Annotated in this window: 22 protein-coding genes; 15 read left to right on the forward strand and 7 right to left on the reverse strand. The window is 74.7% G+C overall.

Translation table 11 applies throughout. From position 1 onward, the window contains the following. Positions 1–30: 30 nt before the first annotated feature. From ACGF07_RS16920 to ACGF07_RS16940, 5 genes are all read right to left on the reverse strand, one after another. A complete protein-coding gene (locus tag ACGF07_RS16920; protein ID WP_392899645.1) occupies positions 31–834 on the reverse strand; it encodes a sugar phosphate isomerase/epimerase family protein in 804 nt (267 codons plus the stop codon). A 685-nt stretch (positions 835–1,519) separates the two neighbouring features. Next, positions 1,520–2,479, reverse strand: coding sequence for a Ppx/GppA phosphatase family protein (locus ACGF07_RS16925; RefSeq protein WP_350744514.1), 960 nt, complete (start codon positions 2,477–2,479; stop codon positions 1,520–1,522). Between the two features lie 191 nt (positions 2,480–2,670). Then, complete coding sequence (locus tag ACGF07_RS16930) at positions 2,671–3,999, reverse strand: SUKH-4 family immunity protein (protein WP_392899405.1); 1,329 nt, start codon at positions 3,997–3,999, stop codon at positions 2,671–2,673. Between the two features lie 197 nt (positions 4,000–4,196). Further along, positions 4,197–7,040 carry a toxin glutamine deamidase domain-containing protein gene (locus ACGF07_RS16935; protein WP_392899408.1) on the reverse strand — a complete coding sequence of 948 codons (2,844 nt, stop codon included), beginning with the start codon at positions 7,038–7,040 and terminating at the stop codon, positions 4,197–4,199. Between the two features lie 27 nt (positions 7,041–7,067). After that, positions 7,068–7,538 (reverse strand): hypothetical protein, encoded by a 471-nt coding sequence (locus tag ACGF07_RS16940; protein WP_392899411.1) that lies wholly within the window; start codon positions 7,536–7,538, stop codon positions 7,068–7,070. Positions 7,539–7,786: 248 nt separating this feature from the next. On the opposite strand from ACGF07_RS16940, the gene ACGF07_RS16945 reads away from it, so the two are divergent. Beyond that, positions 7,787–8,605 (forward strand): hypothetical protein, encoded by an 819-nt coding sequence (locus tag ACGF07_RS16945; protein ID WP_392899648.1) that lies wholly within the window; start codon positions 7,787–7,789, stop codon positions 8,603–8,605. 76 nt (positions 8,606–8,681) lie between these two features. Here the strand turns inward: ACGF07_RS16945 and ACGF07_RS16950 are convergent, their stop codons facing one another. Both ACGF07_RS16950 and ACGF07_RS16955 read right to left on the reverse strand, forming a co-directional pair. Next, entirely contained in the window at positions 8,682–9,851 is a 1,170-nt protein-coding gene (locus tag ACGF07_RS16950; protein WP_392899413.1) for an NADH-quinone oxidoreductase subunit D, read from the reverse strand. Beyond that, positions 9,848–10,864 carry an SAM-dependent methyltransferase gene (locus ACGF07_RS16955; protein ID WP_392899416.1) on the reverse strand — a complete coding sequence of 339 codons (1,017 nt, stop codon included), beginning with the start codon at positions 10,862–10,864 and terminating at the stop codon, positions 9,848–9,850. Before ACGF07_RS16955 ends, ACGF07_RS16950 begins: the two co-directional genes overlap by 4 nt. A 129-nt stretch (positions 10,865–10,993) precedes the next feature. On the opposite strand from ACGF07_RS16955, the gene ACGF07_RS16960 reads away from it, so the two are divergent. The 14 genes from ACGF07_RS16960 (at position 10,994) to ACGF07_RS17025 (ending at position 25,121) form a co-directional block, all read left to right on the forward strand. After that, positions 10,994–12,217 (forward strand): sensor histidine kinase, encoded by a 1,224-nt coding sequence (locus ACGF07_RS16960; RefSeq protein WP_350743423.1) that lies wholly within the window; start codon positions 10,994–10,996, stop codon positions 12,215–12,217. 23 nt (positions 12,218–12,240) lie between these two features. Then, positions 12,241–12,930, forward strand: coding sequence for a response regulator (locus ACGF07_RS16965; RefSeq protein ID WP_392899420.1), 690 nt, complete (start codon positions 12,241–12,243; stop codon positions 12,928–12,930). Between the two features lie 74 nt (positions 12,931–13,004). Then, entirely contained in the window at positions 13,005–13,967 is a 963-nt protein-coding gene (locus ACGF07_RS16970) for a DUF2520 domain-containing protein (protein ID WP_350743419.1), read from the forward strand. Continuing rightward, positions 13,968–14,873, forward strand: a complete 906-nt coding sequence (gene panC, locus ACGF07_RS16975; protein ID WP_392899423.1) for a pantoate--beta-alanine ligase — start codon at positions 13,968–13,970, stop codon at positions 14,871–14,873. A 51-nt stretch (positions 14,874–14,924) separates the two neighbouring features. Continuing rightward, entirely contained in the window at positions 14,925–15,374 is a 450-nt protein-coding gene (gene panD / locus ACGF07_RS16980) for an aspartate 1-decarboxylase (RefSeq protein WP_392899426.1), read from the forward strand. A 15-nt stretch (positions 15,375–15,389) separates the two neighbouring features. Then, positions 15,390–17,063, forward strand: a complete 1,674-nt coding sequence (locus ACGF07_RS16985) for an L-aspartate oxidase (protein WP_350743413.1) — start codon at positions 15,390–15,392, stop codon at positions 17,061–17,063. A 4-nt stretch (positions 17,064–17,067) separates the two neighbouring features. Continuing rightward, positions 17,068–18,039, forward strand: a complete 972-nt coding sequence (nadC, locus tag ACGF07_RS16990) for a carboxylating nicotinate-nucleotide diphosphorylase (RefSeq protein WP_392899429.1) — start codon at positions 17,068–17,070, stop codon at positions 18,037–18,039. Positions 18,040–18,085: 46 nt separating this feature from the next. Then, positions 18,086–18,871: a type III pantothenate kinase gene (locus ACGF07_RS16995; protein ID WP_350743409.1), complete on the forward strand. Its 786-nt coding sequence runs from the start codon at positions 18,086–18,088 to the stop codon at positions 18,869–18,871. A gap of 110 nt (positions 18,872–18,981) precedes the next feature. Further along, complete coding sequence (locus tag ACGF07_RS17000) at positions 18,982–19,719, forward strand: hypothetical protein (protein WP_350743407.1); 738 nt, start codon at positions 18,982–18,984, stop codon at positions 19,717–19,719. A gap of 227 nt (positions 19,720–19,946) precedes the next feature. Continuing rightward, positions 19,947–21,704 carry a hypothetical protein gene (locus tag ACGF07_RS17005; protein ID WP_392899432.1) on the forward strand — a complete coding sequence of 586 codons (1,758 nt, stop codon included), beginning with the start codon at positions 19,947–19,949 and terminating at the stop codon, positions 21,702–21,704. Between the two features lie 101 nt (positions 21,705–21,805). Further along, positions 21,806–23,362, forward strand: coding sequence for a bifunctional lysylphosphatidylglycerol synthetase/lysine--tRNA ligase LysX (gene lysX, locus ACGF07_RS17010; RefSeq protein WP_350743403.1), 1,557 nt, complete (start codon positions 21,806–21,808; stop codon positions 23,360–23,362). 318 nt (positions 23,363–23,680) lie between these two features. Then, the gene (locus tag ACGF07_RS17015; protein WP_350743401.1) at positions 23,681–24,133 is read left to right on the forward strand and encodes a BlaI/MecI/CopY family transcriptional regulator; all 453 of its coding nucleotides are present in this window, start codon (positions 23,681–23,683) and stop codon (positions 24,131–24,133) included. 9 nt (positions 24,134–24,142) lie between these two features. Further along, complete coding sequence (locus tag ACGF07_RS17020; protein WP_350743399.1) at positions 24,143–24,679, forward strand: amino-acid N-acetyltransferase; 537 nt, start codon at positions 24,143–24,145, stop codon at positions 24,677–24,679. 91 nt (positions 24,680–24,770) lie between these two features. Continuing rightward, positions 24,771–25,121: an Lsr2 family protein gene (locus ACGF07_RS17025; protein WP_350743397.1), complete on the forward strand. Its 351-nt coding sequence runs from the start codon at positions 24,771–24,773 to the stop codon at positions 25,119–25,121. The last annotated feature ends 51 nt before the right edge of the window (positions 25,122–25,172 follow it).

The raw sequence follows: 25,172 nt of genomic DNA on the forward strand, positions 1-25,172 counted from the left end.
GTAGTTGACGGCCCCGGCGCGGACCGCGGCTCAGCGTACGCGCGAGGGGGTGGCCAGGTGCAAGCGGGTGAAGGCGAGGGCCTCGGCGAGGTCGGCCTCGCGTTCGGCGGGGGAGGCGGCGCGGCGGGTGTTGACCTCGAGCACCACGTGGCCGTCGAACCCGGTGCGGGCCAGGTGCTCCAGCAGCTCGGCGCAGGGCTGCTTGCCCCGGCCGGGGATCAGGTGCTCGTCCTTGCCGGAGCCGCTGCCGTCGGCCAGGTGGACGTGGGCGAGCCGGTCGCCCATCCGCTCGACCATGGCGAAGGCGTCGATCCGGGAGGTGGCGACGTGCGAGAGGTCGATGGTGAAGTGCCGGTACTCCTCGTCGGTGACGTCCCAGCCGGGGGCGTACGCGAGGACCTCGCGGTCGCGGTAGCGCCACGGGTACATGTTCTCGACGGCGAAGCGGACGTCGGTCTCGCCCGCCATCCGGTCGATGCCCTCGACGAACTCGCGGGCGTACTGGCGCTGCCAGCGGAACGGCGGGTGGACGACCACGGCGCTCGCGCCGAGCTTCTCGGCCGCCGCCCGGGCACGGACCAGCTTGGTCCACGGGTCGGTGGTCCACACCCGCTGGGTGATCAGCAGGCAGGGCGCGTGCACGGCCAGGATCGGCATCTGGTGGACGTCGGAGAGCCGGCGCAGGGCGTCGACGTCCTGGCTGACCGGGTCGTTCCAGACCATCACCTCGATCCCGTCGTAGCCGAGCTTGGCGGCCAGTTCGAAGGCGACGGCGGTGCTGGCCGGGTACACCGAGGCGGTGGACAGGACCACCTTGGTGTCGGGGATGTGCAGGGCCGGGTGCCGGGGCAGCACCAGCCGGTCGGTGGTGCGCAGCAGCGGCGGGCGGGCGGCGTCGCGCTTGGCGGCCTTGACCGAGCGCACGGACTGGACGGCGGCTTTGGCGGCGCCGGCGGCCCGGGCGGTGCGGGTCTCCCGGGGCGGTTCCGCCGCCGCTGCGGCCCGCCGCCCGGCGGTGCGCTTGCCGATGCTCCGCTGCCCGGCCGGCTGCCGGGCGGTCCGGGTCTCGGCGGTCCGGGCCTCGGCGGCCTGGGTCTCGGCGGTCTGGGTCTCGGCAGGCTGCGCGTCCGCGGTCCGGGTGTCGGCGGCTCGGGTCCCGGTGGGCTTGCCGGTCCTCGCGGTGGGCTTCCCGGTCCGCACGGTGGGCTTCCCGGTCCGCGCCGCAGCCTTCACGGCGGCCTTCGCAGCGGCCTTCTCGGCGGTCGTGGCGGCGGCCTTCCTGGCGGTGCGCTGGGCCGCCTGCACGGCCTTGGCGGCCTTGGCCGCGGTGGCGCCCTTGACCGCCTTGCCGAGTCGGCGGCGCGGGTCGTCCGGCCGCGACTGCCCGTCCCCGGACGCGCGGCCCTCCCGCGTCCCGTCCTCGTCCGCTGGTTGCACCACGGGAGACAGCGTAAGCGGAGCTCGCGCCGAACGGGACCGGATGCCCGGCGCAGTGACCGGCGGCACGTCGCCGGGCGGCTCAGGTGGTGAGAACGGGGCGGCGGTCGGCGGGGCTGTCCATGGCGTCGAGCTGGCGCAGGATGATGCCCTCGCGCAGCGCCCACGGGCAGACGTCCAGCTCCTCCAGGCCGAACAGGTCCATCGCGGCGTCCGCGACCAGCGCCCCGGCCAGCAGCTGCTTGGCCCGGCCCTCGGAGACGCCGGGGATCTGCGCGCGTTCGGCGACGGTCATCGTCGACAGCCGGGGCAGCCAGGCGGACAGCCCGCTGCGGGTGAGCCGGCGGTCGGCGTAGGGGCCGGCGTCGGCGGGGGCGGCGCCGGTCATCCGGGCCAGCTGCTTGAAGGTCTTGGAGGTGGCCACGGCGTGCTGCGGCTTCCCGAGCCGGGAGATCTCGCCGACCACCGTGGCGATCTCGGCCCGGATGTGGCGTCTCAACTCGCGCAGGCCGTCCGGATCGGCGACGTCGCCGGGCAGCCACCCGGCGGTCAGCCGGCCCGCGCCCAGCGGCAGCGAACAGGCGACGTCCGGCTGCTCGTCCAGACCGCAGGCGATCTCCAGCGAGCCGCCGCCGATGTCCAGGTTGAGCAGTCGGCCCGAGGACCAGCCGAACCAGCGGCGGACGGCGAGGAAGGTGAGCCGGGCCTCGTCCTGCCCGGACAGCACCCGCAGCTCGATCCCGGTCTCGTCGGCGACCCGGCGCAGCACCTGTTCGCCGTTGGCGGCCTCCCGGACGGCGGAGGTGGCGAAGGGCAGGATGTCGACGACGCCCTTGTCCTCGGCGACCCGCAGCGAGGAGGCGATGTGACCGATCAGCCGCTCGACGCCGGCCTCGCCTATCGCGCCGGACTCGTCCAGCAGTTCGGCCAGGCGCAGTTCGGCCTTGTGGGAGTACGCGGGCAGCGGAGCGGCGCCCGGATGGGCGTCCACCACGAGGAAGTGGACCGTGTTGGAACCTACGTCGAGCACACCGAGTCGCATAGCCCTCCACGCTACGCGATCCGCGCCGGGCGGAGATCGGGTGTGGCGGTATTCGTGCTGGTCCGGGTCGTTTCCGACCGTTCCGGCGCTGATCCGTCAGGCCGGGGAAGGTCAGCGCACGGTCCGGTCGCGGTGGTCGCGGTGGTCGCAGCAGCCGCGGCGGTCGCAGTGGTCAGGGCAGGACGGCGCGGTCAGAGCAGACCGTCCCAGAGCTGCTCCACCACGACGGCCCACCAGTTCTCCGGATCGTCGAAGACCGTGGCGTCCACTTCCGCCAGGGCCCGCTGGAGGGAGTCCACCGCCTCGCCCGCGGCGGCCGGGCCGAGCCCGCGCAGCGCCGGCCACCAGCCGGCGAACAGTTCCAGGCAGCGGACGAAGGAGCGCAGGTCGGCGTTGCAGTGCCGGGCGGTCGCGTGGTCGGGGTCGACCGCCCGGACGGTGCCCCGCTCGCCGTCGAGGGTGATGAGCGCCCAGCCGTCCGTGCCCAGCGCCGACTGCCCCGCGAGCGCGAGGCGTTCCCGCTCGGCCACCCGGCGGCCCCGGCCGAGCGCGGCCAGGTGCGCGGCCGCGGGCGGGAGGACGGTGCCCGGCCGGGAGCCGTCCGCGATCGCCTCCGCCCCGGGGTGGTGCAGTGCGAAGAAGCCCTCGACGGCCACCGGCACGCCCACCGCCAGCAGGAGTGCGGCCGCCTCCCCGGGCAGCTCGGCGCGCGCCACGTCCGCCGGGTCGAAGCGGCGCACGCCCACCGGGCCGAACCGTTCGGCGAGCCGCCGCGCCAGTTCGCGGTCGGGCTCCGGGGACAATGGCGGCAGCGCGCGCGGGAACGGCACCCGGTTGCGGGCCGGCCCGTCCGGCGGCGCGGGCAACTCCCGTACGGCGGCGGCCCGGTGGTCGAACCGGGGGCCGTACGGAAGGTCGAACTCCGGCCGCAGGTGCGGGAGTTCCGCGGCCAGCGCGTACGCGGCGTAGCCGCCGGGCAGCGCGCTCAGCCGCAGGTCGGTCCGGACGGCCAGCACGTCCCGGGCCGCCACGCCCTGTTCGCGCAGCCACCACCAGCCGCGCAGCGCCGGGTGCGGCAGTCCGGCGGCGGACCGCAACGCCAGCGAGCGGACCTCACCGGAGGCGTCCCGGTACGTCAGCTCCGCCCGGGCGCCCCGGCCGGTCGCCGGGGGGAGGGTCGGGTCGTACCCGCCCGCGCCGACGAAGTCCCGGTACAGGAGCACCACGTCGTCCACCGGCACCGACGGCCAGACGGTGAACCGGCCGCTCTGCCGGTCCACCACCGCGCACGCGGCCCCCACCTCCTCCGGTGCCCGCCGCTCACCCGTGCGCGGGTCCACCTCCACCCGCGCCGGCTCCGCCCACACCACCCACCCGAGCTCGAACTCGTGCGCGCACACCCGCCGCACCGCCCCGGCCCGCTGCGGCAGGTCCCCGTTGATCCACCGGTGCCCCGCCTCCACCGCCTGCGCCCGCGAGACCATCCGTCCACCCCCGTCGTCGAACCGAACCACCATCATCCAGCCCCGCCGCCTGCGGCCGGCCACCCCGCCGCGGGTGCAGCCCGAGGGCCTCCGGGGAGCGCCCGGGCGCGGCGGCCCCGGTGCGCGCACCGACCCCGGTGCGCGGCCGCTCCGGTGCGCGCCCGGCCGCGATGCGGGCACGGCGCGATGCGGCTCGGCCGCGAGCCGCCGCCGTCCCGCACGGCGAGGCCGTTTCAGGTGGTGGCCAGGTCGAGGGGGCGGCCTTCGGGGGTCAGGGCGATGGCCCAGAGGCCCCGGGTGGCGGGGTGGAGGGGCGCGGGACCGCGGCGGGCGAGCTGGTGGTCGAGGTAGGTGACGGTGTCCCGGTGGTTGACGGCGTTCCAGGCGTGCGGGCGGCCGTGGGCGTCGAGGGTGAGGAGGACGGCCTGGGCACCGTGGCCGGCGCGGCGGAGTTCGTCGGCGAGGCGGGCGAAGGCCTGGCTGCCGTCGCCGAGGTCACGGAAGCGGGCGCCGAGCTCGCGTTCGGCGCGGTCCCGGCCGCCGCGTTCGCCCGCGTCGCCCTCGGTGGGGATGCGCGGGGCCGCGCAGGTCGGGCGGCCGGTGTAGGTGTCGACGGCGGAGAGGGCGATCTCCAGGCTGTTGTTGGCCCGGCCGGGTTCGCGGTGGCCGCCGGCGTTGACGGCCTCGTCCCAGCCGCCGACGGCCGGGTCGGGGTGGCGGGCGGGCAGCCCGTCCTCGTCGCGCGGGATCCGGCGTTCGAGCTCGGCCTGGTGCTCGGGGTCGACGGGCCCGAGCCCGCCCGGCAGGCCGTGGGGGCGGCTGTCCGCGATGGTGCGCACCCGGCGTTCCCGCCCGTCGGCGAACGGATCCGGGCGGCCCCGGCCCCGCAGGGCGAGTTGGAGGGCCATCGCGTGGGCGGTGGCGACCGGCACGGCGCCCCAGGCGAGCGTGGGATCGGCGAGCGGTGCGGTGGTGTCCCGGCGGCGGCCTTCGGCGTGGTGCGGTTCGGGCCGGGCGAGGACGGGGGCGGTGCCGACGGCCGGCGGCTCGGCCGGGGGCGGCGGCGCGGCGCCCGGACCGGGCGTGCCGGCCGGGGGCGGCGGCGCGGCGCCCAGCGGGGTGCGGGGCGCGCCCGGCCTGGACTCGGCGCCCCCGGGAGCAGCCGTGGCGGGCGCACCGGTGACGGGGTTCCCCGCCACGGCGCCCACAGCGCCCCCGGGTGCCGCCCCCGCGCCGACGCCGCTGCCGAAGGGCGCCGCCGCGTGCACGGGGGACGGTCCGCCGCCGGTCGCGAGCGGCCCGGGCCCGACCGGACCGACGGCACCGACCGGCCCGACCGACCCCACCGCGCCGACGGGACCGACCGGCCCGACCGCGTGGTAGCCGCCGCCGTACCCGGCCGTGCCGAACCCGCCGGCCGCCATGACGTGCCGGACGGCCGGAGGCATCTCCGGTGCCGGTCCGTACCCGGAGCCACCGGCGGACGGCGCGGCCGAGGGCACGGGCGGCGCGCTCACGGAGTCCGTCCGCACGGTGACCGGCGCGCCGCCCCCGCCGCCGTTGTGCGCGGGAGCCTGGAGCGGGTAGTCCTCGTCCGACCAGCCCGGCGCCGCGGCGCCACCCCGGTGCGGGGGCGCGGAGTCGCCCCGCACCGCCGGTCCGTCGTCCCGCCCCGGCGGGGACCAGTCGGCGGGGGCGGGGGCCGCCGGGTGCCGGTGCGGGGGCGGGAAGGCCGGTCCGGTCGCGGGGGCCGTGGCGCCGAGCGGGTCCACCGCCGGCTCGGCGGGGCCAGGGACGACGGAGGACGGTGCGGACGGGCCCGCTGCGGTCTCCACCACCCCCGGTACCGCGGCCGGCACCGTCACCGCGTCCGGACCCGCGGAGCCGGCCTTCCGGTCGGAACGGTCCGGATCCCCCTTCGCGTCCGGCGCGGCCGCCGGGTCCGGCAGGCCCGTCGGGCCCGTCAGCTCCCCCAGGTCCCTGGGGTCCGTCAGGTCCGCCAGCGCCAGCCCGCGCACCTCCGTGCCCGCCTCGTCGGTGAGCACCGGCCTGCCCTGCCCGTCCCGCTGGACGGCCAGGTCGGCGACCCCGACGACCGGCTTGCCGTCCGGCCCGGCCACCACCAGCAGCCCGGCGGCGTCGGTGACCGGCGTGCCGTCGGAGCGCAGGATGACGGGTCTGCCGTCCGGGCCGAGCACGGGCTGCCCGTGGGCGTCGAGCCGGACCCCGAGTCCGGGCACCCCGATCACGGGCCTGCCGTCCTGGCCGGCGAGCAGGACCAGTCCGGTGCCGTCCGCCGCGAGCACGCCCGGTTCGCCGAGCGCGGCGGGCAGTCCGGCGGCGCGCGGGTCGAAGCCGCCGCCGGTGCGCCGGGAGGCGGAGGTGACGCCCGTCCCGGCGGCCGTGCCGAGCCGCAGCAGGGCGACGGCGGCCGGGTCCTGGAGCGCGGTGGACAGGGCGTCCTTCATGCTGCGGCCGAGTTCGGCGAGCAGTCCGGCGATCTTCAGCCCGGCCGCTTCGACCGCGGCCTCCTCGACACCCGCGGCGAGCTGGGCGGTGTCGGTGTTCGCGACGCCGTCCGCGACACCGGTGACGGCCTTGCGCAGGCCGCCGAACACTCCGGTCCGTTCGGGCCCGGCCTCGGTCCGCGCCGCCGCGGCGACCGAGGCGGCGGTCCGCCGGACCGCGGCGGCCTGGTCCTCGGCCTGCCGGAGTTCGGCGGCGAGGTTCTGCAGCGTGGCGACGATCTCGGCCTTGCAGCCGTCCACGGCGCGGGCGGCGGTGTCGAAGGCGGTGCCGACCAGCCCGACGGCGGTGTGGGCGGCGTCCAGGTGGCCCTTGCCGCCGCCGCTGTAGGTCCGCCAGTACGCGCCGAAGGACTCGACCGCGTGGCCGGAGTTCTCGGAGGTCACCCGCTGGACGGACTCCCCGCAGCGGCGGGCGAGCCGGTCGGCCTCCGCGCCGAACTCCCGCCAGAGGGCGGCCGCCTTGCGCAGCGCCTCCTCGTCGGCCTGCGGCCAGGACCGGCCGGTCCTGGCCAGGAGCGGGACCAGTTCCTCGGGCAGTTTCCGGGACACGCGCATCTCCCCTTCGAACCGGGCCGATCAGACCGCCGTGCCCCGGGGGACGACCGGCGCCGCCCCCGGGGTTGCCGGATCGGCGACCGGACGGGCCGCGGATGCGACCGCGGGCCCGGTCGGGCGCCCGCCGGCCGGACCGCCCGCCGGTCGGGACGTCCCCGCGAAGCCGTCCGCGGTCACGGTGTCGGTGTCGGTGGTCCGCCCGGCCATCGCGTGCAGCCCGGCCCCGACCCCGCCCACGCCGCCCGCCAGGGCCTTGAGGCCTCCGAGCAGTTCCCCGCGCGCCGGGCCGTACACGGCGGCGAAGGCACTGCCCGGCTGGTCGGTGCCCCAGGGCGTGCCGAGCTCGGCGAGGCCCTTCTCCAGGGCGCCCACCGCCTTGCCCAGCTCACCCCCGATCCGCTCGAACTCCCGCCCCTCGCCGTGCAGTTCCCACGGCTTGAGGAAGAACCCGCTGCTGCGGCCGTCGGACGCCCCGGTGCTGCCGCCTGCCATCCCCGTACCTCCCCGTAGCGGACCGGCCGCCATCGTAGGCACGCCCGCGCCGGCCCCGTACCGGCCGCCGGACCTCTTCACCCCGCCTTCACGCCCGCCGACGGGCCTCCCGACGGGGGACCGCAGGCGCGGCCGCCGGCCCGTACGCCCCCGTGAAGCTCTACCCTTGCCGGGTGGCACCAGCAGAAACGTCCAAGAAGAAGGCCAAGGCGAAGCCCGAGGCCTCCCCCGCCCCCGTCGACCTCGCGATGCCGACCCTGCGCCGCGAGATCCCGCGCGACGAGGTCCCGCTCGACTTCCCGCGCGCCTGGGTCGAGTTCGCCGACCCGGCCGACGAGGAGCAGGTCTTCCGCTGCGACCTCACCTGGCTGACCTCCCGCTGGTCCTGCGTCTTCGGCCAGGGCTGCCACGGCATCCGCGAGGGCCGCGGCGAGTCGGACGGCTGCTGCACGCTGGGCGCGCACTACTCGGACGAGGACGACGAGAAGCGCGTCCTGGGCCACGCGGCGCGGCTGACCCCGGAGCTGTGGGAGAACTTCGCCGAGGGCACCGACGCCAAGGGCCGGATCAGGTCCGACGGCGGCGTCACCATGCTGGACGAGGACGGCGACCGGCAGACCCGCCGGGTCAACGGCGCCTGCATCTTCGTGAACAGCCCCGGCTTCGCGGGCGGCGCCGGCTGCGCCCTGCACGCGCTGGCCCTCAAGGAGGGACGGGAGCCGCTGGAGACCAAGCCGGACGTCTGCTGGCAGCTGCCGATCCGCCGCACCTACGACTGGATCGACCGCCCGGACGACACCCGCTACCTCCAGGTCTCGATCGGCGAGTACGACCGCCGGGGCTGGGGCCCGGGCGGCCACGACCTGCACTGGTGGTGCACCGGGGCGCCGGCCGCGCACCAGGGCGCCGAGCCGGTGTACGTCAGCTACCGCCCCGAGCTCACCGAGCTGATGGGCCCGGCGGGCTACGAGGTGCTGGCCCGGCTGTGCGAGGAGCGGATCGCCACCAAGGGCGACCGCAGGGTGGCCCCGCACCCGGCGGACCCCGCCGGGAAGAAGAAGAAGTAGCGGCCCACCCGCCGGCACCGGCCCACCTGCCCGCACCGGCCAACCCGCCGGTACCGGCCCACCCGCCGGCACCGGCCTACTTGTCGATGTCCCCGACCACGAAGAACATCGACCCGAGGATCGCCACCATGTCCGCCACCAGCGCTCCCGGCAGCAGCTCGGTCAGCGCCTGGATGTTGTTGAAGGACGCCGAGCGCAGCTTGAGCCGCCACGGCGTCTTGTCGCCGCGCGAGACCAGGTAGTAGCCGTTGATCCCGAGCGGGTTCTCGGTCCACGCGTAGGTGCTGCCCTCGGGCGCCTTGAGCACCTTGGGCAGCCGCTGGTTGACCGGCCCGGGCGGCAGGGTGGCGAGCTTGCCGAGGCAGGCGTCGGCGAGGTCCAGCGAGTTGAGGGTCTGCTCCAGCAGGCACTCGAAGCGGGCCAGGCAGTCGCCCTCCTCGCGGGTGACGACGGTGAGCACCCGCCGCAGTTCCTCGGAGCCGTACGCGAGGTAGGGCTCGTCGCGGCGCAGGTCGAAGTCGAGGCCGCTGGCCCGGGCGATCGGCCCGCTGACGCCGTACGCCTCGGCCTGCGCCCGGGTGAGGGTGCCGACGCCGGCGGTGCGGGCGCGGAAGATGTCGTTGCCGAGGACGAGGTCCTCGAAGACCGGCATCTCCGAGCGCACCTTGGCCACGGCGGTGCGGACCCGGCCGAGCCAGCCGGCCGGGAGGTCCTCCTTGAGGCCGCCGACCCGGTTGAACATGTAGTGCATCCGGCCGCCGGAAGCCTCCTCCAGCACGTGCTGAAGGTCCTCGCGGCCGTGGAAGGCGTGGAAGATCGGGGTGATCCCGCCCAGCTCCAGCGGGTAGGAGCCGAGGAACATCAGGTGGTTGAGCACCCGGTTGAGCTCGGCCAGCAGGGTGCGCACCCACACCGCCCGCTCGGGGACCTCCATGCCGAGCATCCGCTCGACGCCGAGGACGACGCCCAGTTCGTTGGAGAAGGCCGAGAGCCAGTCGTGCCGATTGGCCAGCATGATGATCTGCCGGTAGTCACGGGCCTCGAACAGCTTCTCCGCGCCCCGGTGCATGTAGCCGATCACCGGCTCGGCGGTGACGATCCGCTCGCCGTCGAGCAGCAGGCGCAACCGCAGCACGCCGTGCGTGGCCGGGTGCTGCGGGCCGATGTTGAGCACCATGTCGGTGGTGCCCGCCCCGCCGGTGAAGTTCTCGGCTCCCGCCCCGATGCCGACCGTGGTCTCCCTCATGGACCCAGAGTCTGCCATCCCGGCAGGTTCTCCAAGCTCGGCGGTACCGGCATGCGGACGGCCTGGACCAGCCAGCCGAAGCCGCCCAGCCCGCCCGAATCGGTCAGCTCCGCCCCCTCCCCCGCCTCGGCCAGCGCCCTCAGGTAGGCCGCCGGGTCGGTGGAGGCGAGCGTGAGCGGCGGGCGCCCGCCGCTCACCCCCAGCGCGCGCAGGGCCTCGCGCTGGGTCGTCCACAGGCTGTGGAGACCGGGCACGGCGACGGCGTCCAGCGCGACGTGCGCGGTGACGTCGCAGGAGCCGTCCGGCACCGGCGCGACCTCCCGGCCGTCCCGGAATCCGGCGTACGTCCCGTACGGCGGCCGCCGCCCGGCGGTGTGCCCGTAGTCCACGGCGACGGCCAGACCGCGCTCCAGCCCGGCCACCGCCCGCGCCCAGGCGGCGTCCCGGGGGCCGCCGAACTCCACCACGTCCCCGGGCCCGCCGACCGGCCACCAGCGCTCGGCCCAGGCCGCGTCCGCCGCCGAGACCGGTTCGCCGAGGCGCTGGTCGCCGGTGGCGGTGTCCACCTCCCGGTAGCGCAGCACCCCCTCCTCGTCGACCTCGCCGACGTCCAGCGGCACGTTGTCCAGCCACTCGTTGGCGAACAGCAGCCCGGTCACGCCGCGCGGCGGCGCGTCCGTCCACAGGGCTGTGGACGGCAGCCCGGCCGGCCGCGGTGCGATCTCCACCCCGTACGGGCGCAGCCGCGCCAGCACCTCGCCGGGCAGTCCGGCCAGCACGCCGGTCAGCAGTTCCCCCCGGCCCGCCCCGACGTCGACCAGGGCCAGCTCCTCCGGACGGCCGAGGGCCTCGTCAACCTCCAGCAGCAGCCGGCCCACCGCACGGGCGAACCCGGGCGAGGCGTGCACCGAGGTGCGGAAGTGCCCGGCCGGGCCCTCCGGCCTGCGGTAGAACCCGCCGACCGGGTCGTACAGGGCCCGCTCCACGGCCGGCGCCCAGCGCATCCACGTCATGGGGCGGGACGCTACCCGGCCGCGCGGAGCCCCTCCCAACCGGAGCCGGGGCGTCTCCGACCTAGGGAGTAGGCCGGATCGCCCTACCGGCGGACCTGGGCACCTCGCGCGGCTGCCTAGGCTTGAGACGTGCATCGACTCAACGCCTGGCTCCGCCGTCACCCGATGGTGGTCGACGCTGCCTGGGCGTCGATCGTGCTCCTCCTCGGCCTGCTGCCGGCCAGCGAATCCGCCTCCGGCCCGCAGTTCGACGCCGCGCTCCTGATCGCGGTGGTGCTGCCGCTGCTGATGGTCTTCCGCCGGCGCTTCCCCGACGTCACCGTCGCCGGCGCCACCGGAGTCGCCCTCGCCCAGGTGGCCGCCGACATCGACCCGGGCGGCTCGGCCATCGCCTACCTGGTCTTCGCCTACACCGGAGCCGCCTTCGGCCAGAAGTGGACCTCCCGGCTGGCCCTGGCCGCCGGGCTGGCCGCCGGACCGCTGACGTTCTGGCAGCTGAACCCGATGAAGACGGAGCTGCGCGCGGGCGAGGCGCACACCCGCCCGTACTCCATCGGCGAGGCGGTGCTGATCACCCTGCTGATGAGCACCCCCTTCATCCTCTGCTGGGCCTGGGGCCGGCTCACCCGGGTGCGCCGGGCCTACCTGACCGAGCTGGAGGACCGCGCGGCCCGGCTGGAGCGCGAGCGGGACGCCCAGGCCAAGGTGGCGGTCGCCGCCGAGCGCGCCCGGATCGCCCGCGAGCTGCACGATGTGGTCGCGCACAACGTGTCGGTGATGATCGTCCAGGCGGACGGCGCGGCGTACGTCCTCGACAACTCCCCGCAGCAGGCGAAGCAGGCGCTCGGCACCATCGCCTCCACCGGACGGCAGGCGCTGGTCGAGATGCGCCGCCTGCTGGGCGTGCTGCGCACCTCCGACACCACCGAGGAGTACGTCCCGCAGCCCGGCGTCGAGGAGCTGCCGGAGCTGCTGGAGCAGGTGCGCACGGCCGGGCTGCGGGTGGACTACGCGACCTCCGGCCACCCGCGCGAGCTGCCGCGCGGTGTCGAGCTGACGGTCTACCGGATCGTCCAGGAGGCGCTCACCAACGTCCGCAAGCACGGCGGCCCCGACGTGCACGCCCGGGTCGCGGTCGACTTCGGCGAACGCGAACTGGCCGTCCTGGTGGAGGACGACGGGCGCGGCAGCACCGACGAACAGCTGGCCGCCGGCGGCGCGGACGGTCTGGGCCACGGCCTGATCGGCATGCGCGAGCGGGTCGGCATGGTCAGCGGCAGCCTCGACGTGGGCCCCCGCCCCGGCGGCGGCTTCCGGATCCGGGCCGTCCTCCCGCTCAAGGCCGCACACTGACCCCGCCCCCCTTAGGAGCCACCTTGACCATCCGCGTGATGCTCGTCGACGACCAGGAGCTGCTGCGCACCGGCTTCCGGATGATCCTCCAGTCGCAGGGCGACATCGAGATCGCCGCCGAGGCGGGCGACGGCGCGCAGGCCCTGGAACTGCTGCGGCACACGCCGGTGGACGTGATCCTGATGGACGTGCGGATGCCGCGCCTGGACGGGGTGCAGGCGACCCGCCGGATCTGCCTGGCCGAGGACGGCAGCCCGCTGCCGGACGCCCCGCACGTGCTCATCCTCACCACCTTCGACCTGGACGAGTACGCCTTCGCCGCGCTGAAGGCCGGCGCCAGCGGCTTCCTGCTCAAGGACGTCCCGCCGACCGAGCTGGTGGCCGCGATCCGCGCCGTGCACGGCGGCGACGCGGTGGTCGCCCCGACCACCACCCGCCGGATGATCGACCGCTTCGCCGAGGTGCTGCCAACCCCGCAGAGCGCGCCCGGCTCGGACGTCCTCGGCCCGCTGACCGAGCGCGAGCGGGAGGTGTTCCTGCTGGTCGCCCAGGGCCTGTCGAACAGCGAGATCGCGGCCCGGCTGGTGCTCTCCGAGGCCACCGTGAAGACCCACGTCGGCCGGATCCTGGCCAAGCTCGGGCTGCGCGACCGGGTGCAGGCGGTGGTGCTGGCCTACGAGGCCGGGCTGATCCGGGCCGGGGCGGCGGACTGACCCGCCCGTACACTGGGGCGGTACGTCCGGTACCCCCAGGTGGACCGGAACGGCCATTCAGGACAAGGGTGGACATGAGCTCGTCCGACTCCAGCGAGTTCTCCCCGCTCGCCGACGGTCTCGGCGACCAGGCCTTCGGGGATCCCGGCGACCCCGGCAACCGACCGGCCCGGCTCGCCGTCGGCGTGGTCGGCACCGGCCGGGTCGGGCCCGCGCTGGGAGCCGCGCTGCAGCTCGCCGGGCACACCGTGGTCGCCGCCTCCGGGGTCTCCGCCGCCTCCCGCCGCCGGGCCGACGCCCTGCTGCCGGGCGTGCGGATCGTCACCCCGCCGCAGGTCATGGCCGCCGCCGACCTCGTCCTGCTGACCGTCCCGGACGACGCGCTGGCCGACCTGGTGGCCGGCCTCGCCGCCACCGGCGCCGTCCGCCCCGGCCAACTGCTGGTGCACACCTCCGGCGCGCACGGCGTCGGCATCCTGGAGCCCGCCACCCGGGCCGGGGCGCTGCCGCTGGCCCTGCACCCCGCGATGACCTTCACCGGCACCTCCGTGGACCTGGCCCGGCTGGCCGGCTGCCCGTTCGGCGTGACCTCCCCCGAGGAGCTGCGGCCGGTCGCCGAGGCGCTGGTGGTGGAGATGGGCGGCGAGCCGGAGTGGGTGCCCGAGGAGGTCCGCCCGCTCTACCACACGGCCCTGGCCCACGGCGCGAACCACCTGGTCACCCTGGTCGCCCAGGCGATGGACCTGCTGCGCACGGCCGGGGTCGCCGAGCCCGGCCGGATGCTGGGCCCGCTGCTCGGCGCCGCCCTGGACAACAGCCTGCGCTCGGGCGACGCCGCCCTGACCGGGCCGGTCGCCCGGGGCGACGCCGGGACGGTGCGGCGCCACCTGGCGCAGCTCAGTACGGTGTCCCCGGACATCCCGGCGGCCTACCGGGCGATGGCCCGTGCCACCGCGCAGCGGGCGCTCGCCAACAGGACGATCGACGAGACGTCGGCGGCGGCGCTGCTGGACGTACTGAACGAGGAGAAGCGGTAGATGGCACGCGGTAAGCAGCCGAGCAAGCCCCAGCGGACGCCGAAGGTCCACCGGGCGGTCGTCACGCACACCGTGGACGACTTCGAGGCCGCGTTCTGGCCGGACGAGCGGCCGGTGGACAACGCCGTCGTGATGACCATGGGCGCCCTGCACGAGGGCCACGCGGCGCTGATCCGGGCCGCCCGCAAGCAGGTCGGCCGGGAGGGCCGGGTCGCCGTGACGGTCTTCGTCAACCCGCTGCAGTTCGGCCCGTCCGAGGACCTAAACCGCTACCCGCGCACCCTCGACGCCGACGTGAGGCTGGCCGAGGAGAACGGCGCCGACGTGGTGTTCGCGCCCTCCGTCGAGGAGGTCTACCCGAACGGCGAGCCGCAGGTGCGCCTGACGGCCGGCCCGATGGGCGAGCGCTTCGAGGGCGCGACCCGGCCCGGCCACTTCGACGGCGTGCTGACCGTGGTCGCCAAGCTGCTGCACATCACCGACCCGGACTTCGCCTTCTTCGGCGAGAAGGACGCCCAGCAGCTGGCGGTCATCCAGCGGATGGTCGCCGACCTGGACTTCGACGTCGAGATCGTCGGCGTGCCGACCGTCCGCGAGGAGGACGGCCTGGCGCTGTCCTCGCGCAACCGCTACCTCTCCGAGGAGGAGCGCACCCGCGCGCTCGTCCTCTCCAAGGCCCTGTTCGCCGGCCGGGACGTCGCCGCGCAGGGCCCGAAGGCCGTGCGCGAGGCCGCCTCGGCCGTGCTCGACGGCGCCGAAGGCGTCACCCTCGACTACCTCGCCCTGATCGACCCGCACGACTTCACCGAGGCGGCGGAGGACTTCCAGGGCGAGGCGGTGCTGGCCGTCGCCGCGACGGTGGGCTCGACCCGCCTGATCGACAACGTCCGCATCATCGTTCGCTGAACAGGCGGCACGATCCCTTCCCAGGCATGCACTCACAGGAGGCGTGACCACATGCTCCGCACCATGCTCAAGTCCAAGATCCACCGGGCCACCGTGACCCAGGCCGACCTGCACTACGTCGGCTCCGTCACGGTGGACGAGGACCTGCTCGACGCCGCCGACCTGCTGCCCGGCGAGCTGGTCCACATCGTCGACATCAACAACGGCGCCCGGCTGGAGACGTACACCATCGCCGGCCCGCGCGGCACCGGCGTGATCGGCATCAACGGCGCCGCCGCCCGCCTGGTCCACCCCGGCGACCTCGTCATACTCATCGCCTACGGGCAGATGGACACGGCCGAGGCCAAGGGCTACCAGCCGAAGATCGTCTTCGTGGACGAGCGCAACCGGATCACCGGCCTCGGCGGTGACCCCGCCGAGGCCCAGGAGGGCACCGGACTGCTCCGCGGTGACAGGGCGTACGGTGGCGACAACGGCGCGGCCGCCGCGGCCACGCGCTGAAGGAGCCGCAGAGCCATGTCCGTCACGCATCGCCTCACCGCCCCGGCCCCGGGCTGGACCGCCACCGCCGACGTGGTCGTGGTCGGTTCGGGGGTCGCCGGACTCACCGTCGCCCTCAACGTCCGCAAGGCCGGCCTGCGGGCCATGGTGGTCACCAAGTCGATGCTGGACGAGGGTTCGACCCGCTGGGCGCAGGGCGGCATCGCCGCCGCCCTGGGCGAGGGCGACACCCCCGAGCAGCACCTGCACGACACCCTGGTGGCCGGCGCCGGCGTCTGCGACGAGGACGCCGTCCGCACGCTGGTCACCGAGGGCCCGGACGCCGTCCGCCGGCTGATCGCGACCGGCGCCCTGTTCGACCGCGATGGGGACGGGGAGATCCTGCTCACCCGGGAGGGCGGCCACCACCGCCGCCGGATCGCGCACGCGGGCGGGGACGCGACCGGCGCCGAGATATCGCGCGCCCTGGTCGCCGCCGTCCGCAGCGACCCGGGCATCGAGCTGATCGAGCACGCCCTCGTCCTCGACCTGCTGACCGACGCCGAGGGCCACGCCGCCGGGCTGACCCTGCACGTGATGGGCGAGGGCCAGCGGGACGGCGTCGGCGCCGTCCGGGCCCGCGCGGTGGTGCTCGCCACCGGCGGGATGGGCCAGGTCTTCTCCGCCACCACCAACCCGGCGGTCTCCACCGGCGACGGCGTGGCGCTCGCGCTGCGGGCCGGTGCCGCCGTCAGCGACCTGGAGTTCGTCCAGTTCCACCCGACCGTGCTCTGGCTCGGTCCGGACGCCGAGGGCCAGCAGCCGCTGGTCTCCGAGGCCGTCCGCGGCGAGGGCGCCCACCTGGTGGACGCGGACGGCGTCCGCTTCATGGTGGGCCAGCACGAGCTGGCCGAACTGGCGCCGCGCGACATCGTCGCCAAGGCGATCATCCGGCGCATGCACGAGCAGGACGCCGACCACATGTTCCTGGACGGGCGGCACTTCGGCGCCGAGATGTGGGAGCACCGCTTCCCGACCATCCTGGCCTCCTGCCGCGCGCACGGCATCGATCCGGTCACCGAGCCGATCCCGATCGCCCCGGCCGCGCACCACGCCTCCGGCGGCGTCCGCACCGACCGGCACGGCCGCACCAGCGTCCCGGGCCTGTACGCCTGCGGCGAGGTCGCCTGCACCGGGGTGCACGGCGCCAACCGGCTGGCCTCCAACTCGCTGCTGGAGGGCCTGGTCTTCGCCGAGCGGATCGCCGCGGACCTGGCCGCGCGGCACCGCGCCGGCGAGCTGCCCGAGCGCACGGTGGACGTCGCCGCCGCCCGGGCCGCCCAGCCGGTGCCGCTGCCGCCCTCCGAGGCGCGGGCCGAGATCCAGCGGCTGATGTCGCGCGGTGCGGGCGTGCTGCGCTCGGCCGCCTCGATGGCCGACACGGCGGCCGGGCTGGCCCTGATCGCCGAGCAGGCCTACGCGCACGTGGCCGAGGAGAAGCCGGCCGACCCGCGGGTGGAGACCTGGGAGGCCGCCAACCTGCTGCTGGTCGCCACCGCCCTGGTCGCGGCCGCCGCGCAGCGCGAGGAGACCCGCGGCTGCCACTGGCGCGAGGACTTCCCCGAGCGCGACGACGCCCACTGGCGGCGCCACCTGATCACCACCCTGGCCGCCTCCGGCGACCCCGTCAGCACCCCTGAGGAGCAGTAGCGCCATGACCCACTCCCACGAGGAACTCCCCCTGGCCGACCGGGCCGGCGGCTGCGGCGACGGCTGCGCCTGCGGGGACGGCGAGGGCTACGAGACCGGCCTGGACCCGCAGCTCGCCGAACTGCTGGAGCAGGCCGGCCTGGACCCGATCGAGGTCGAGGACATCGCCACCCTGGCGCTGGCCGAGGACCTGGCCGGCGGCGAGGACGTCACCTCGGTCGCGACCGTGCCCGCCGACTCCGTCGCCACCGCCGACTTCACCGCCCGCCAGGCGGGCGTGGTGGCCGGACTGCGGATCGCCGAGGCGGTCGTCTCGCTGGTCTGCGAGGAGGCGTTCGAGGTCGAGCGGCACGTCGAGGACGGCGACCGGGTCGAGGCCGGCCAGGTGCTGCTCTCGGTCCGCTCCCGCACCCGCGACCTGCTGACCGCCGAGCGCAGCGCGCTCAACCTGCTCTGCCACCTGTCCGGCATCGCCACCGCCACCCGCGCCTGGGCGGACGCCCTGGAGGGCACCGGCGCGGTGGTCCGCGACACCCGCAAGACCACGCCCGGCCTGCGCGCGCTGGAGAAGTTCGCGGTGCGCTGCGGCGGCGGCGCCAACCACCGGATGGCGCTGTCCGACGCCGCCCTGGTGAAGGACAACCACGTGGTCGCGGCCGGCGGCGTGGCCGAGGCGTTCCGGGCCGTCCGGGCCGCGTACCCGGAGCTTCCGGTCGAGGTCGAGGTCGACACCGTGGAGCAGATCGCGCCGGTGCTGGAGGCCGGGGCCGACCTGATCCTGCTGGACAACTTCACCGTCGAGCAGCTGAAGGAGGCCGTCGCGCTGGTGGCCGGCCGGGCGAAGCTGGAGGCCTCCGGCGGACTGACCCTGGCCAGCGCGCGCGAGGTCGCCCAGACTGGTGTCGACTACCTGGCCGTGGGCGCGCTGACCCACTCCTCGCCGATCCTGGACATCGGCCTGGACCTGCGCGCCTGACCGTCAGGTCGAGAGCAGTCCCGTCCCGACTCGCAGAAAGCGCCCCATGCTCCTCACCATCGACGTCGGCAACACCCAGACCACACTCGGCCTGTTCGACGGCGAGGACGTGGTGGAACACTGGCGGATCTCCACCGATCCGCGCCGCACGGCCGATGAACTGGCGGTGCTCCTCCAGGGACTGATGGGCAACCACACCGCGGTCCGGGAGGCCGCGGTGGAGGGCCTGGCGATCTGCTCCTCCGTGCCCGCCGTGCTCCACGAGCTCCGCGAGGTGACCCGCCGCTACTACGGCGACGTCCCCGCGGTGATCGTGGAGCCGGGGGTGAAGACCGGGGTGCACGTCCTGATGGACAACCCCAAGGAGGTCGGCGCCGACCGGATCGTGAACGCGCTGGCCGCCAACCACCTGTACGGCGGCCCGTGCATCGTGGTCGACTTCGGCACGGCGACCACCTTCGACGCGGTCAACGCCCGGGGCGACTACGTCGGCGGCGCGATCGCCCCCGGCATCGAGATCTCGGTCGAGGCGCTCGGCGTCCGCGGCGCCCAGCTGCGCAAGATCGAGCTGGCCCGCCCGCGCAACGTGATCGGCAAGAACACCGTCGAGGGCATGCAGTCCGGCATCCTCTACGGCTTCGCCGGGCAGGTCGACGGTCTGGTCGACCGGATGGCCCGGGAACTCGCGAAGGACCCGGACGACGTCCAGGTGATCGCCACCGGCGGCCTCGCGCCGCTGGTCCTCGGCGAGGCCACCACCATCGACGTGCACGAACCGTGGCTGACGCTGATCGGCCTGCGCCTGGTCTACGAGCGCAACCGGCCGAGCTGATCCCGGTCAGGGATCCGGGTCCGGGATCCGGATCCCTCCAGCGGGCCGACCGTGGGGAATTCCGCGCGACGTTACCGACAAATCGGATATTCCTCACGTAGTGTCAACCCATGCCTACGCCACACGGATCGCGCGGCGGCATGGCCTTCAGCGCCGACGAAGTCCGCGTGCTGCGCCGAGCCCTCGCCCAAGCCCTGCACCCCGCCGTCCCCGTCCACCTCCAGGGGCCCGACCGGACGGCGTTCGCCGGGCCGGGGGCCGACGTGTGGGCGGAGGACGTCCAGGACGCCCTGCGCCTGACCGAGGCGATCGACGAGGCCGTGCAGGAAGGCGGCCGACTGCGCGCCTTCCTGCTCGCCGACCTCCACCGCTACCGCTCCGCCCTGCCCGGCAGCGCCCCCGGCTACCTGGAACGCCTGGAGGAGGCCGTGGCCGACGGCTACCTCCCCGGGCCCGAGGACCTCACCGCGCTGCGCGGGCTCACCCGCCAGCCCTGCGGCCACGGCGAGCGGGCCCGCCGCTCCCGGCTGGCCGGCCGCTGCCACGCCCTGGCCGAGGCCGCGGTGCGCGAACGGCTCGCCCTCACCGCCGGGCAACCGCGCCACCTGGTGGCCGTACCGAACCCCGCCGCACCACCGAGCAGTCACCCCACCCCTGTAGGAGGACGGACCACGATGAGCAGCACCGACTCCCGCCCGGAGCAGCCCGCCGCGCAGACCCCGCCCCGCCCGCACCGGATGCCCACCCCGGCCGAACTCTTCGGCCGCCGCCCCAAGCCCCCGGCCCGTCCGGCCCCGCCCGCCGACGAGGCGCCGGAGGAGATCGAACTCCGCACCGGCACCGGCTGAACCACCTTCTTTCACCCCGGAGGGGAGACCGCGCGGTCTCCCCTCCGTCCATGTGTCGACAAATCCTCGGTTCCGCCACCGATGGCACATCACGTCTTCATAACCATCGCCTCCCGCGGCGGGCCGTTCGATCCCCACCTGTCGGATTTGGTGCCGGATCAACCCGATTGACCGGCCGTAATCCCTCTTTAATGTTCGGGGTTACACCATTCGATCGGGGGAATTGCATGCACTCGACCCGCACCCGCCGGGCTCTCGGCGCGGGTTCGGCCGCCGTCGTGGCCGCCCTGGCCGTCGGCACGGCCGCCCTTCCGGCCCATGCCGCCGACCACCAGCTCAAGATCTTCGTGGCCGGTTCCTACCAGCTCACGACCGAGCCCACCGCGCCGCCGCAGTGGGGCGAGAACGTCTTCATGCACGTGGGCCGCACCGGCACCGGCCCCGTCGACAACGTCAAGCTCACGCTCGACACCACCGGTCTCGACGGCGTGGCCACGCTGACCGCCCGCGGCTGCAGCACCGAGGGCAAGACGATCACCTGCGACCTCCACCGGCTGGACTACGACAAGATCAACATCACCGGCAGCCTGTGGCTGAGCGCCGTCGCCGGCGTCAAGCCCGGCGCCAGCGGGACGGTCCACGCCACCCTCAGCGCCCCCGGCGCCCAGACCGGCACGGCGGACTTCCGGGTGGACGTCGGCGCGGCCGTGTTCCGCACCAAGGCGCCCTCCCTGAACAAGGACGTCAAGGTCGGCAGCAAGCTGCCCGCGGCGCTGGAGTTCGCCAACCACGGCCAGCTCCCCGCCAAGCGCGCGATCGTCAACATCCTCCTGACGACCGGCCTCACCGTCGACACCTGGCCCTCCAACTGCGAGTACGCCGTCGACAAGGGGACCCGGGGCGACAAGAACTCCGGTCAGCCGGAGCCCAGCACGCACGCCATCTGCACCATCGACGGCGAGATCGCCCCCGGCCAGGCGGTCAAGCTCAACGGACTCGATCTCGGCGTCGGCCCGCAGGCCTACTACGACTTCGCCGACTACGCGGTGTTCACCGCCGAGGACGTCTACGGCAACGACGGCGCGGACCTGCGCAAGCTGATGTCGTTCCAGCGGGGCACGGGCGCGCCCGCCACCCTGGTCAAGTCCGCCGGCGAGGGGATCCCGCCCGGCCTCGACGTGAACGGCTACGGCACCGAGCAGGAGGTCCTCGCCGACAGCAGCGCCGACTTCGAGGCGACCGGCGGCTGGGCGCCCGACGCCACCGGCACGGCCGGCTCCCTCACCGTCGGCATGGGGAACAAGGGCCCGGCGTCGATCATGGACCGCAGCGGCGGCGAGGGCGCTCCCCACGTCAGCGTGCAGCTCCCCGAAGGCGTCACCGTCACCGACCTCCCGGCCACGTGCCGGGCGGACGACTACGTCCACGGCCGCAAGTCCGACAAGCCCCTGAACAAGTTCACCTGCGACGGCGTGGGCAGCAGCTTCATGCCCAACGGCGCCACCGTCGCCCACAAGCTGAACCTGAAGCTCCCCGCGGGCACCGGGCCGTTGACCGCCACGGTCTCGCTGCAGAACGAGCAGAGCGCGTTCGAGGACGGCCACCCCAGTGCCGTCATGGCCTGGGACCACAACCCGGCCAACGACCTGGTCACGGTCGCCCTGCGGGGCGGCGCGACCGGCACCCCAGCGCCCACCGGCGGCGCGACGGCCACCGTGACGCCGGCCCCGTCCCGGTCCGCCACGGCCGCGCCGTCCGCCACCGTCGCCCCGGCCGCGCTGCCCGCCGCCGGTTCGCCGTCCCCGGCCGCCGCGGGCGGCGCCGGGAGCGACGGTCCCGCCGCCGGCCGGGCGGCCGGCGGCAGCCTGGCCAGCACCGGCTCCTCCGCCGTCCTGCCGCTGGCGGGGGCGGGCGCCGCGGCCGTGCTGCTCGGCGGCGCCGCCCTGGTCGCCGCGCGCCGGTTCCGGGCGCGCCAGGACGGCTGACCGCCTGGACCGACGCCGCGTGAGGGGAGGCCGCCACCGCGGTCTCCCCTCACCCGTCAGCCCGTCGCGGAGCACGGTGTACGGCTGGCTACCCTTGTGGGGTGAGCGATCAGAGCGTTATTCCCGCGACCGACGACCTTCCCGAGCAGATGCGCGTCCGGCGCGAGAAGCTGGACCGGCTCCGGGAGGCCGGTGTCGACCCGTACCCCGTCGGGTTCCCCCGCACCAGCACCATCGCCGACCTGCGTGCCAAGCACCCGGACCTGGAGCCCGACACCGCCACCGGCGAGCGCGTCGGCATCACCGGCCGGGTGATCCTCTCCCGCACCGGCGGCAAGCTCTGCTTCGCCACCCTGCGCGACGGCAGCGGCGACCTCCAGGTGATGCTCTCCCTGGACAAGCTGGGCGCCGAGCGCCTGGCGGCCTGGAAGTCCGACATCGACCTCGGTGACCAGGTCGGCGTCGAGGGCGAGGTGATCACCTCCAAGCGCGGCGAGCTGTCCGTGATGGTGGACCGCTGGGAGCTCACCGCCAAGTGCCTGCGCCCGCTGCCGGACAAGCACAAGGGCCTGACCGACCCGGAGGCCCGGGTCCGCCAGCGGTACGTCGACCTGATCGTGAACCCCGAGGCCCGCGAGATCCTGCACCTGCGCAGCAAGGTCGTCCGCTCGATCCGCCGCACCTACGAGGACCGCGGCTACATCGAGGTCGAGACCCCGATGCTGCAGCCGGTGCACGGCGGCGCCAACGCCCGTCCGTTCAAGACCCACATCAACGCGTACGACATCGACCTCTACATGCGCATCGCGCCGGAGCTGTACCTCAAGCGGCTGGTGGTCGGCGGCGCCGAGAAGGTCTTCGAGATCAACCGCAACTTCCGCAACGAGGGCGCGGACTCCACCCACAACCCGGAGTTCACCTCGCTGGAGTCGTACGAGGCCTACGGCGACTACGACACCCAGGCCGAGCTGATCCGCGAGACGATCATCAACGCCGCCCGGGACGCCCTGGGCACCACGGTGATCCGGGGCCTGGACCCGCACGGCGTGGAGCACGAGATCGACCTGGCCGAGCCGTGGGAGGAGGTCAGCGTCTACCCGGGCATCTCCGCCCGGCTGGGCGTCGAGGTCACCCCGGAGACCGGCGTCGAGGAGCTGCGCAAGCTGGCCTTCGACCACGGCATCCCGTTCGAGAAGTCCTGGGGCCACGGCCAGATCGTGCTGGAGATGGTCGAGCGCCTGCTGGAGGAGAACGCCGTCCGGCCGACCTTCATCAAGGACTACCCGACCGAGGTCTCCCCGCTGACCCGCCGGCACCGCAGCATCCCGGGCGTGGCCGAGAAGTGGGACCTGGTGATCTTCGGCACCGAGATCGGCACCGCCTACTCCGAGCTGATCGACCCGGTCGAGCAGCGCGCCCGCCTCACCGCCCAGTCCCTGCTGGCGGCCGGCGGCGACGTCGAGGCGATGCAGCTGGACGAGGACTTCCTGCGTGCCCTGGAGTACGCGATGCCCCCGACCGGCGGCCTCGGCCTCGGCGTGGACCGCCTGATCATGCTGCTGACCGGCAAGAACATCCGGGAGACCGTGCTCTTCCCGCTGGTGAAGCCGGAGCCCAAGGCGTCCGCCGCGACGGCGGAGAAGACCGAGGAGGAGTGACCTGATGGACTACGTCAGCGCGATCGTGCCGCCGCTGGTCATGGCGATCGGCTTCGGATTCCTGGTGCGGGCCATCTTCCGCAGCCAGGGCGGGGCCCAGAAGGCCAAGGAAGACATCGACTGAGCCCTCCCGGGGCCCGCCCGACCCGGCGGGCCTCCCCCCGGGGGCTCCCCTGCGGACGAACCCGCGACTGACGACGTCAGCCGCCCCCCGCACCACCGCGCGCGCCGCCATTCCCGATTCCCGGGGGTGGCGGCGCGCCGGTTCGGGGGCACTTCACGGGACCGGCCCCATTCGCTCCCTATCCTGGCGGCACTATGGTCCGGCAACTCGGCGAACTTGAGAACGCCATCATGACCCGGGTGTGGCGGTGGAACCGACCGGTCACGGTTCGCGAGGTTCTCCTGGATCTGCGGTCGGAACGCGAAATCGCCTACACCACGGTGATGACCGTCCTGGACAAGCTGCACAGAAAGGGCTGGCTGCGCCGCGAGCGGGCCGGGCGCGCCTATCGATATGAACCGGTCTCCTCGCGCGAGGCCTACACCGCGGCCCTGATGAACGACGCCTGGGCCACGAGCGACAATCCCGCGGCGGCCCTGGTCCACTTCTTCGGCCTGATGTCGCCCGAGCAACGCGAGGCGCTGCGGGACGCGCTGCGGGTGGCGGCTCTGTTCCCGTCCGATCCGCCCGGCGCGGATTCCGCGGCGGACCCGCCGGATAGCGCTGGAGCGGATACCGGGGAGACCGCGCCGGGGGCGACGCGATAACGTCCCGCCATGGAGGTCACCATCCGCCGCGCGCGGACCCCTGACGTACGGGCCGTGCGCAGGCTCATCGACGCCTACTCGCCGGACGGCATTCTGCTCGACAAGCCCACTGTCACACTGTTCGAATCCGTCCAGGAGTTCTGGGTCGCGGAACGCGACGACAACGGCGCGGTGGTGGCCTGCGGAGCCCTGCACGTGATGTGGGAGGACCTCGCGGAGGTCCGTACGCTCGCGGTGGATCCGGTCTGCCGAGGCTTCGGGATCGGGCACCTGCTGTTGGAGAAGCTGGTGCAGACGGCCCGCTGGCTCGGCGTCCGTCGGATTTTCTGCTTGACGTTCGAGGTCGCCTTCTTCGCGAAACACGGTTTCGTCGAGATCGGGGAGCTCCAGGAAACCGATGATGGTACGACAGACCCGGCGGCGATCGCTACGGACGTCTATGAAGAACTCCTCCGCTCGTACGATGAAGGTGTCGCCGAGTTCCTTGACCTGGAGCGCGTGAAGCCCAACACACTGGGCAACTCGCGCATGCTGCTGCACCTCTGAGCGGCTCCGAGCCGGTCAGGGGTTTGTGTTTTCCGGAGAAAGGCGCTTTCCTTTCCTTAGGCAATGGGTCGTTTAGCGGAAAGGGAAGCCCGTGGCACAGAGGGTGCAGGTCATTCTTGAAGACGATCTCGAGGGCGGTTCGGCGGACGAGACGGTGACGTTCGCGCTGGACGGCGTTGCCTACGAGATCGACCTGAAGAGCGCCAACGCGGACAAGTTGCGCGGTCTGCTGGCGCCCTACGTGGAGAAGGGCCGCAAGCAGAGCGGCCGTCTCGCCGGCTCCCGGCGCCCGGGCCGCGGGACCGCGGCGCGCCCGTCCGGCAGCGCTCCGGACACCGCGAAGATCCGCGCGTGGGCCAAGGAGCAGGGCATGGAGGTCAACGACCGCGGCCGGGTGCCGAGCACGGTCCGCGAGGCCTACGACAAGGCCAACGCGTCCTGAGCCCGGCGCCGCCGGCCCGGCGGAGCGGGTTCGGGACCCCGGCGGCCGCCC

The organism is Kitasatospora sp. NPDC048194 (genome assembly GCF_043202455.1).
Classification (GTDB): Bacteria; Actinomycetota; Actinomycetes; order Streptomycetales; family Streptomycetaceae; genus Kitasatospora.

Bases quoted from the DNA above. Each gene is read 5' to 3' on its own strand.
- ACGF07_RS16930 (WP_392899405.1), bottom strand. From the start codon at position 3,999: ATGATGGTGGTTCGGTTCGACGACGGGGGTGGACGGATGGTCTCGCGG.
- nadC (WP_392899429.1), top strand. From the start codon at position 17,068: ATGACCCACTCCCACGAGGAACTCCCCCTGGCCGACCGGGCCGGCGGC.
- ACGF07_RS16940 (WP_392899411.1), bottom strand. From the start codon at position 7,538: ATGGCAGGCGGCAGCACCGGGGCGTCCGACGGCCGCAGCAGCGGGTTC.
- ACGF07_RS17005 (WP_392899432.1), top strand. From the start codon at position 19,947: ATGCACTCGACCCGCACCCGCCGGGCTCTCGGCGCGGGTTCGGCCGCC.
- ACGF07_RS16925 (WP_350744514.1), bottom strand. From the start codon at position 2,479: ATGCGACTCGGTGTGCTCGACGTAGGTTCCAACACGGTCCACTTCCTC.
- panD (WP_392899426.1), top strand. From the start codon at position 14,925: ATGCTCCGCACCATGCTCAAGTCCAAGATCCACCGGGCCACCGTGACC.
- ACGF07_RS16985 (WP_350743413.1), top strand. From the start codon at position 15,390: ATGTCCGTCACGCATCGCCTCACCGCCCCGGCCCCGGGCTGGACCGCC.
- ACGF07_RS16995 (WP_350743409.1), top strand. From the start codon at position 18,086: ATGCTCCTCACCATCGACGTCGGCAACACCCAGACCACACTCGGCCTG.
- panC (WP_392899423.1), top strand. From the start codon at position 13,968: ATGGCACGCGGTAAGCAGCCGAGCAAGCCCCAGCGGACGCCGAAGGTC.
- ACGF07_RS16955 (WP_392899416.1), bottom strand. From the start codon at position 10,864: ATGACGTGGATGCGCTGGGCGCCGGCCGTGGAGCGGGCCCTGTACGAC.
- ACGF07_RS17000 (WP_350743407.1), top strand. From the start codon at position 18,982: ATGCCTACGCCACACGGATCGCGCGGCGGCATGGCCTTCAGCGCCGAC.
- ACGF07_RS16950 (WP_392899413.1), bottom strand. From the start codon at position 9,851: ATGAGGGAGACCACGGTCGGCATCGGGGCGGGAGCCGAGAACTTCACC.
- ACGF07_RS16945 (WP_392899648.1), top strand. From the start codon at position 7,787: ATGCCGACCCTGCGCCGCGAGATCCCGCGCGACGAGGTCCCGCTCGAC.
- ACGF07_RS17020 (WP_350743399.1), top strand. From the start codon at position 24,143: ATGGAGGTCACCATCCGCCGCGCGCGGACCCCTGACGTACGGGCCGTG.
- ACGF07_RS17015 (WP_350743401.1), top strand. From the start codon at position 23,681: ATGGTCCGGCAACTCGGCGAACTTGAGAACGCCATCATGACCCGGGTG.
- ACGF07_RS16970 (WP_350743419.1), top strand. From the start codon at position 13,005: ATGAGCTCGTCCGACTCCAGCGAGTTCTCCCCGCTCGCCGACGGTCTC.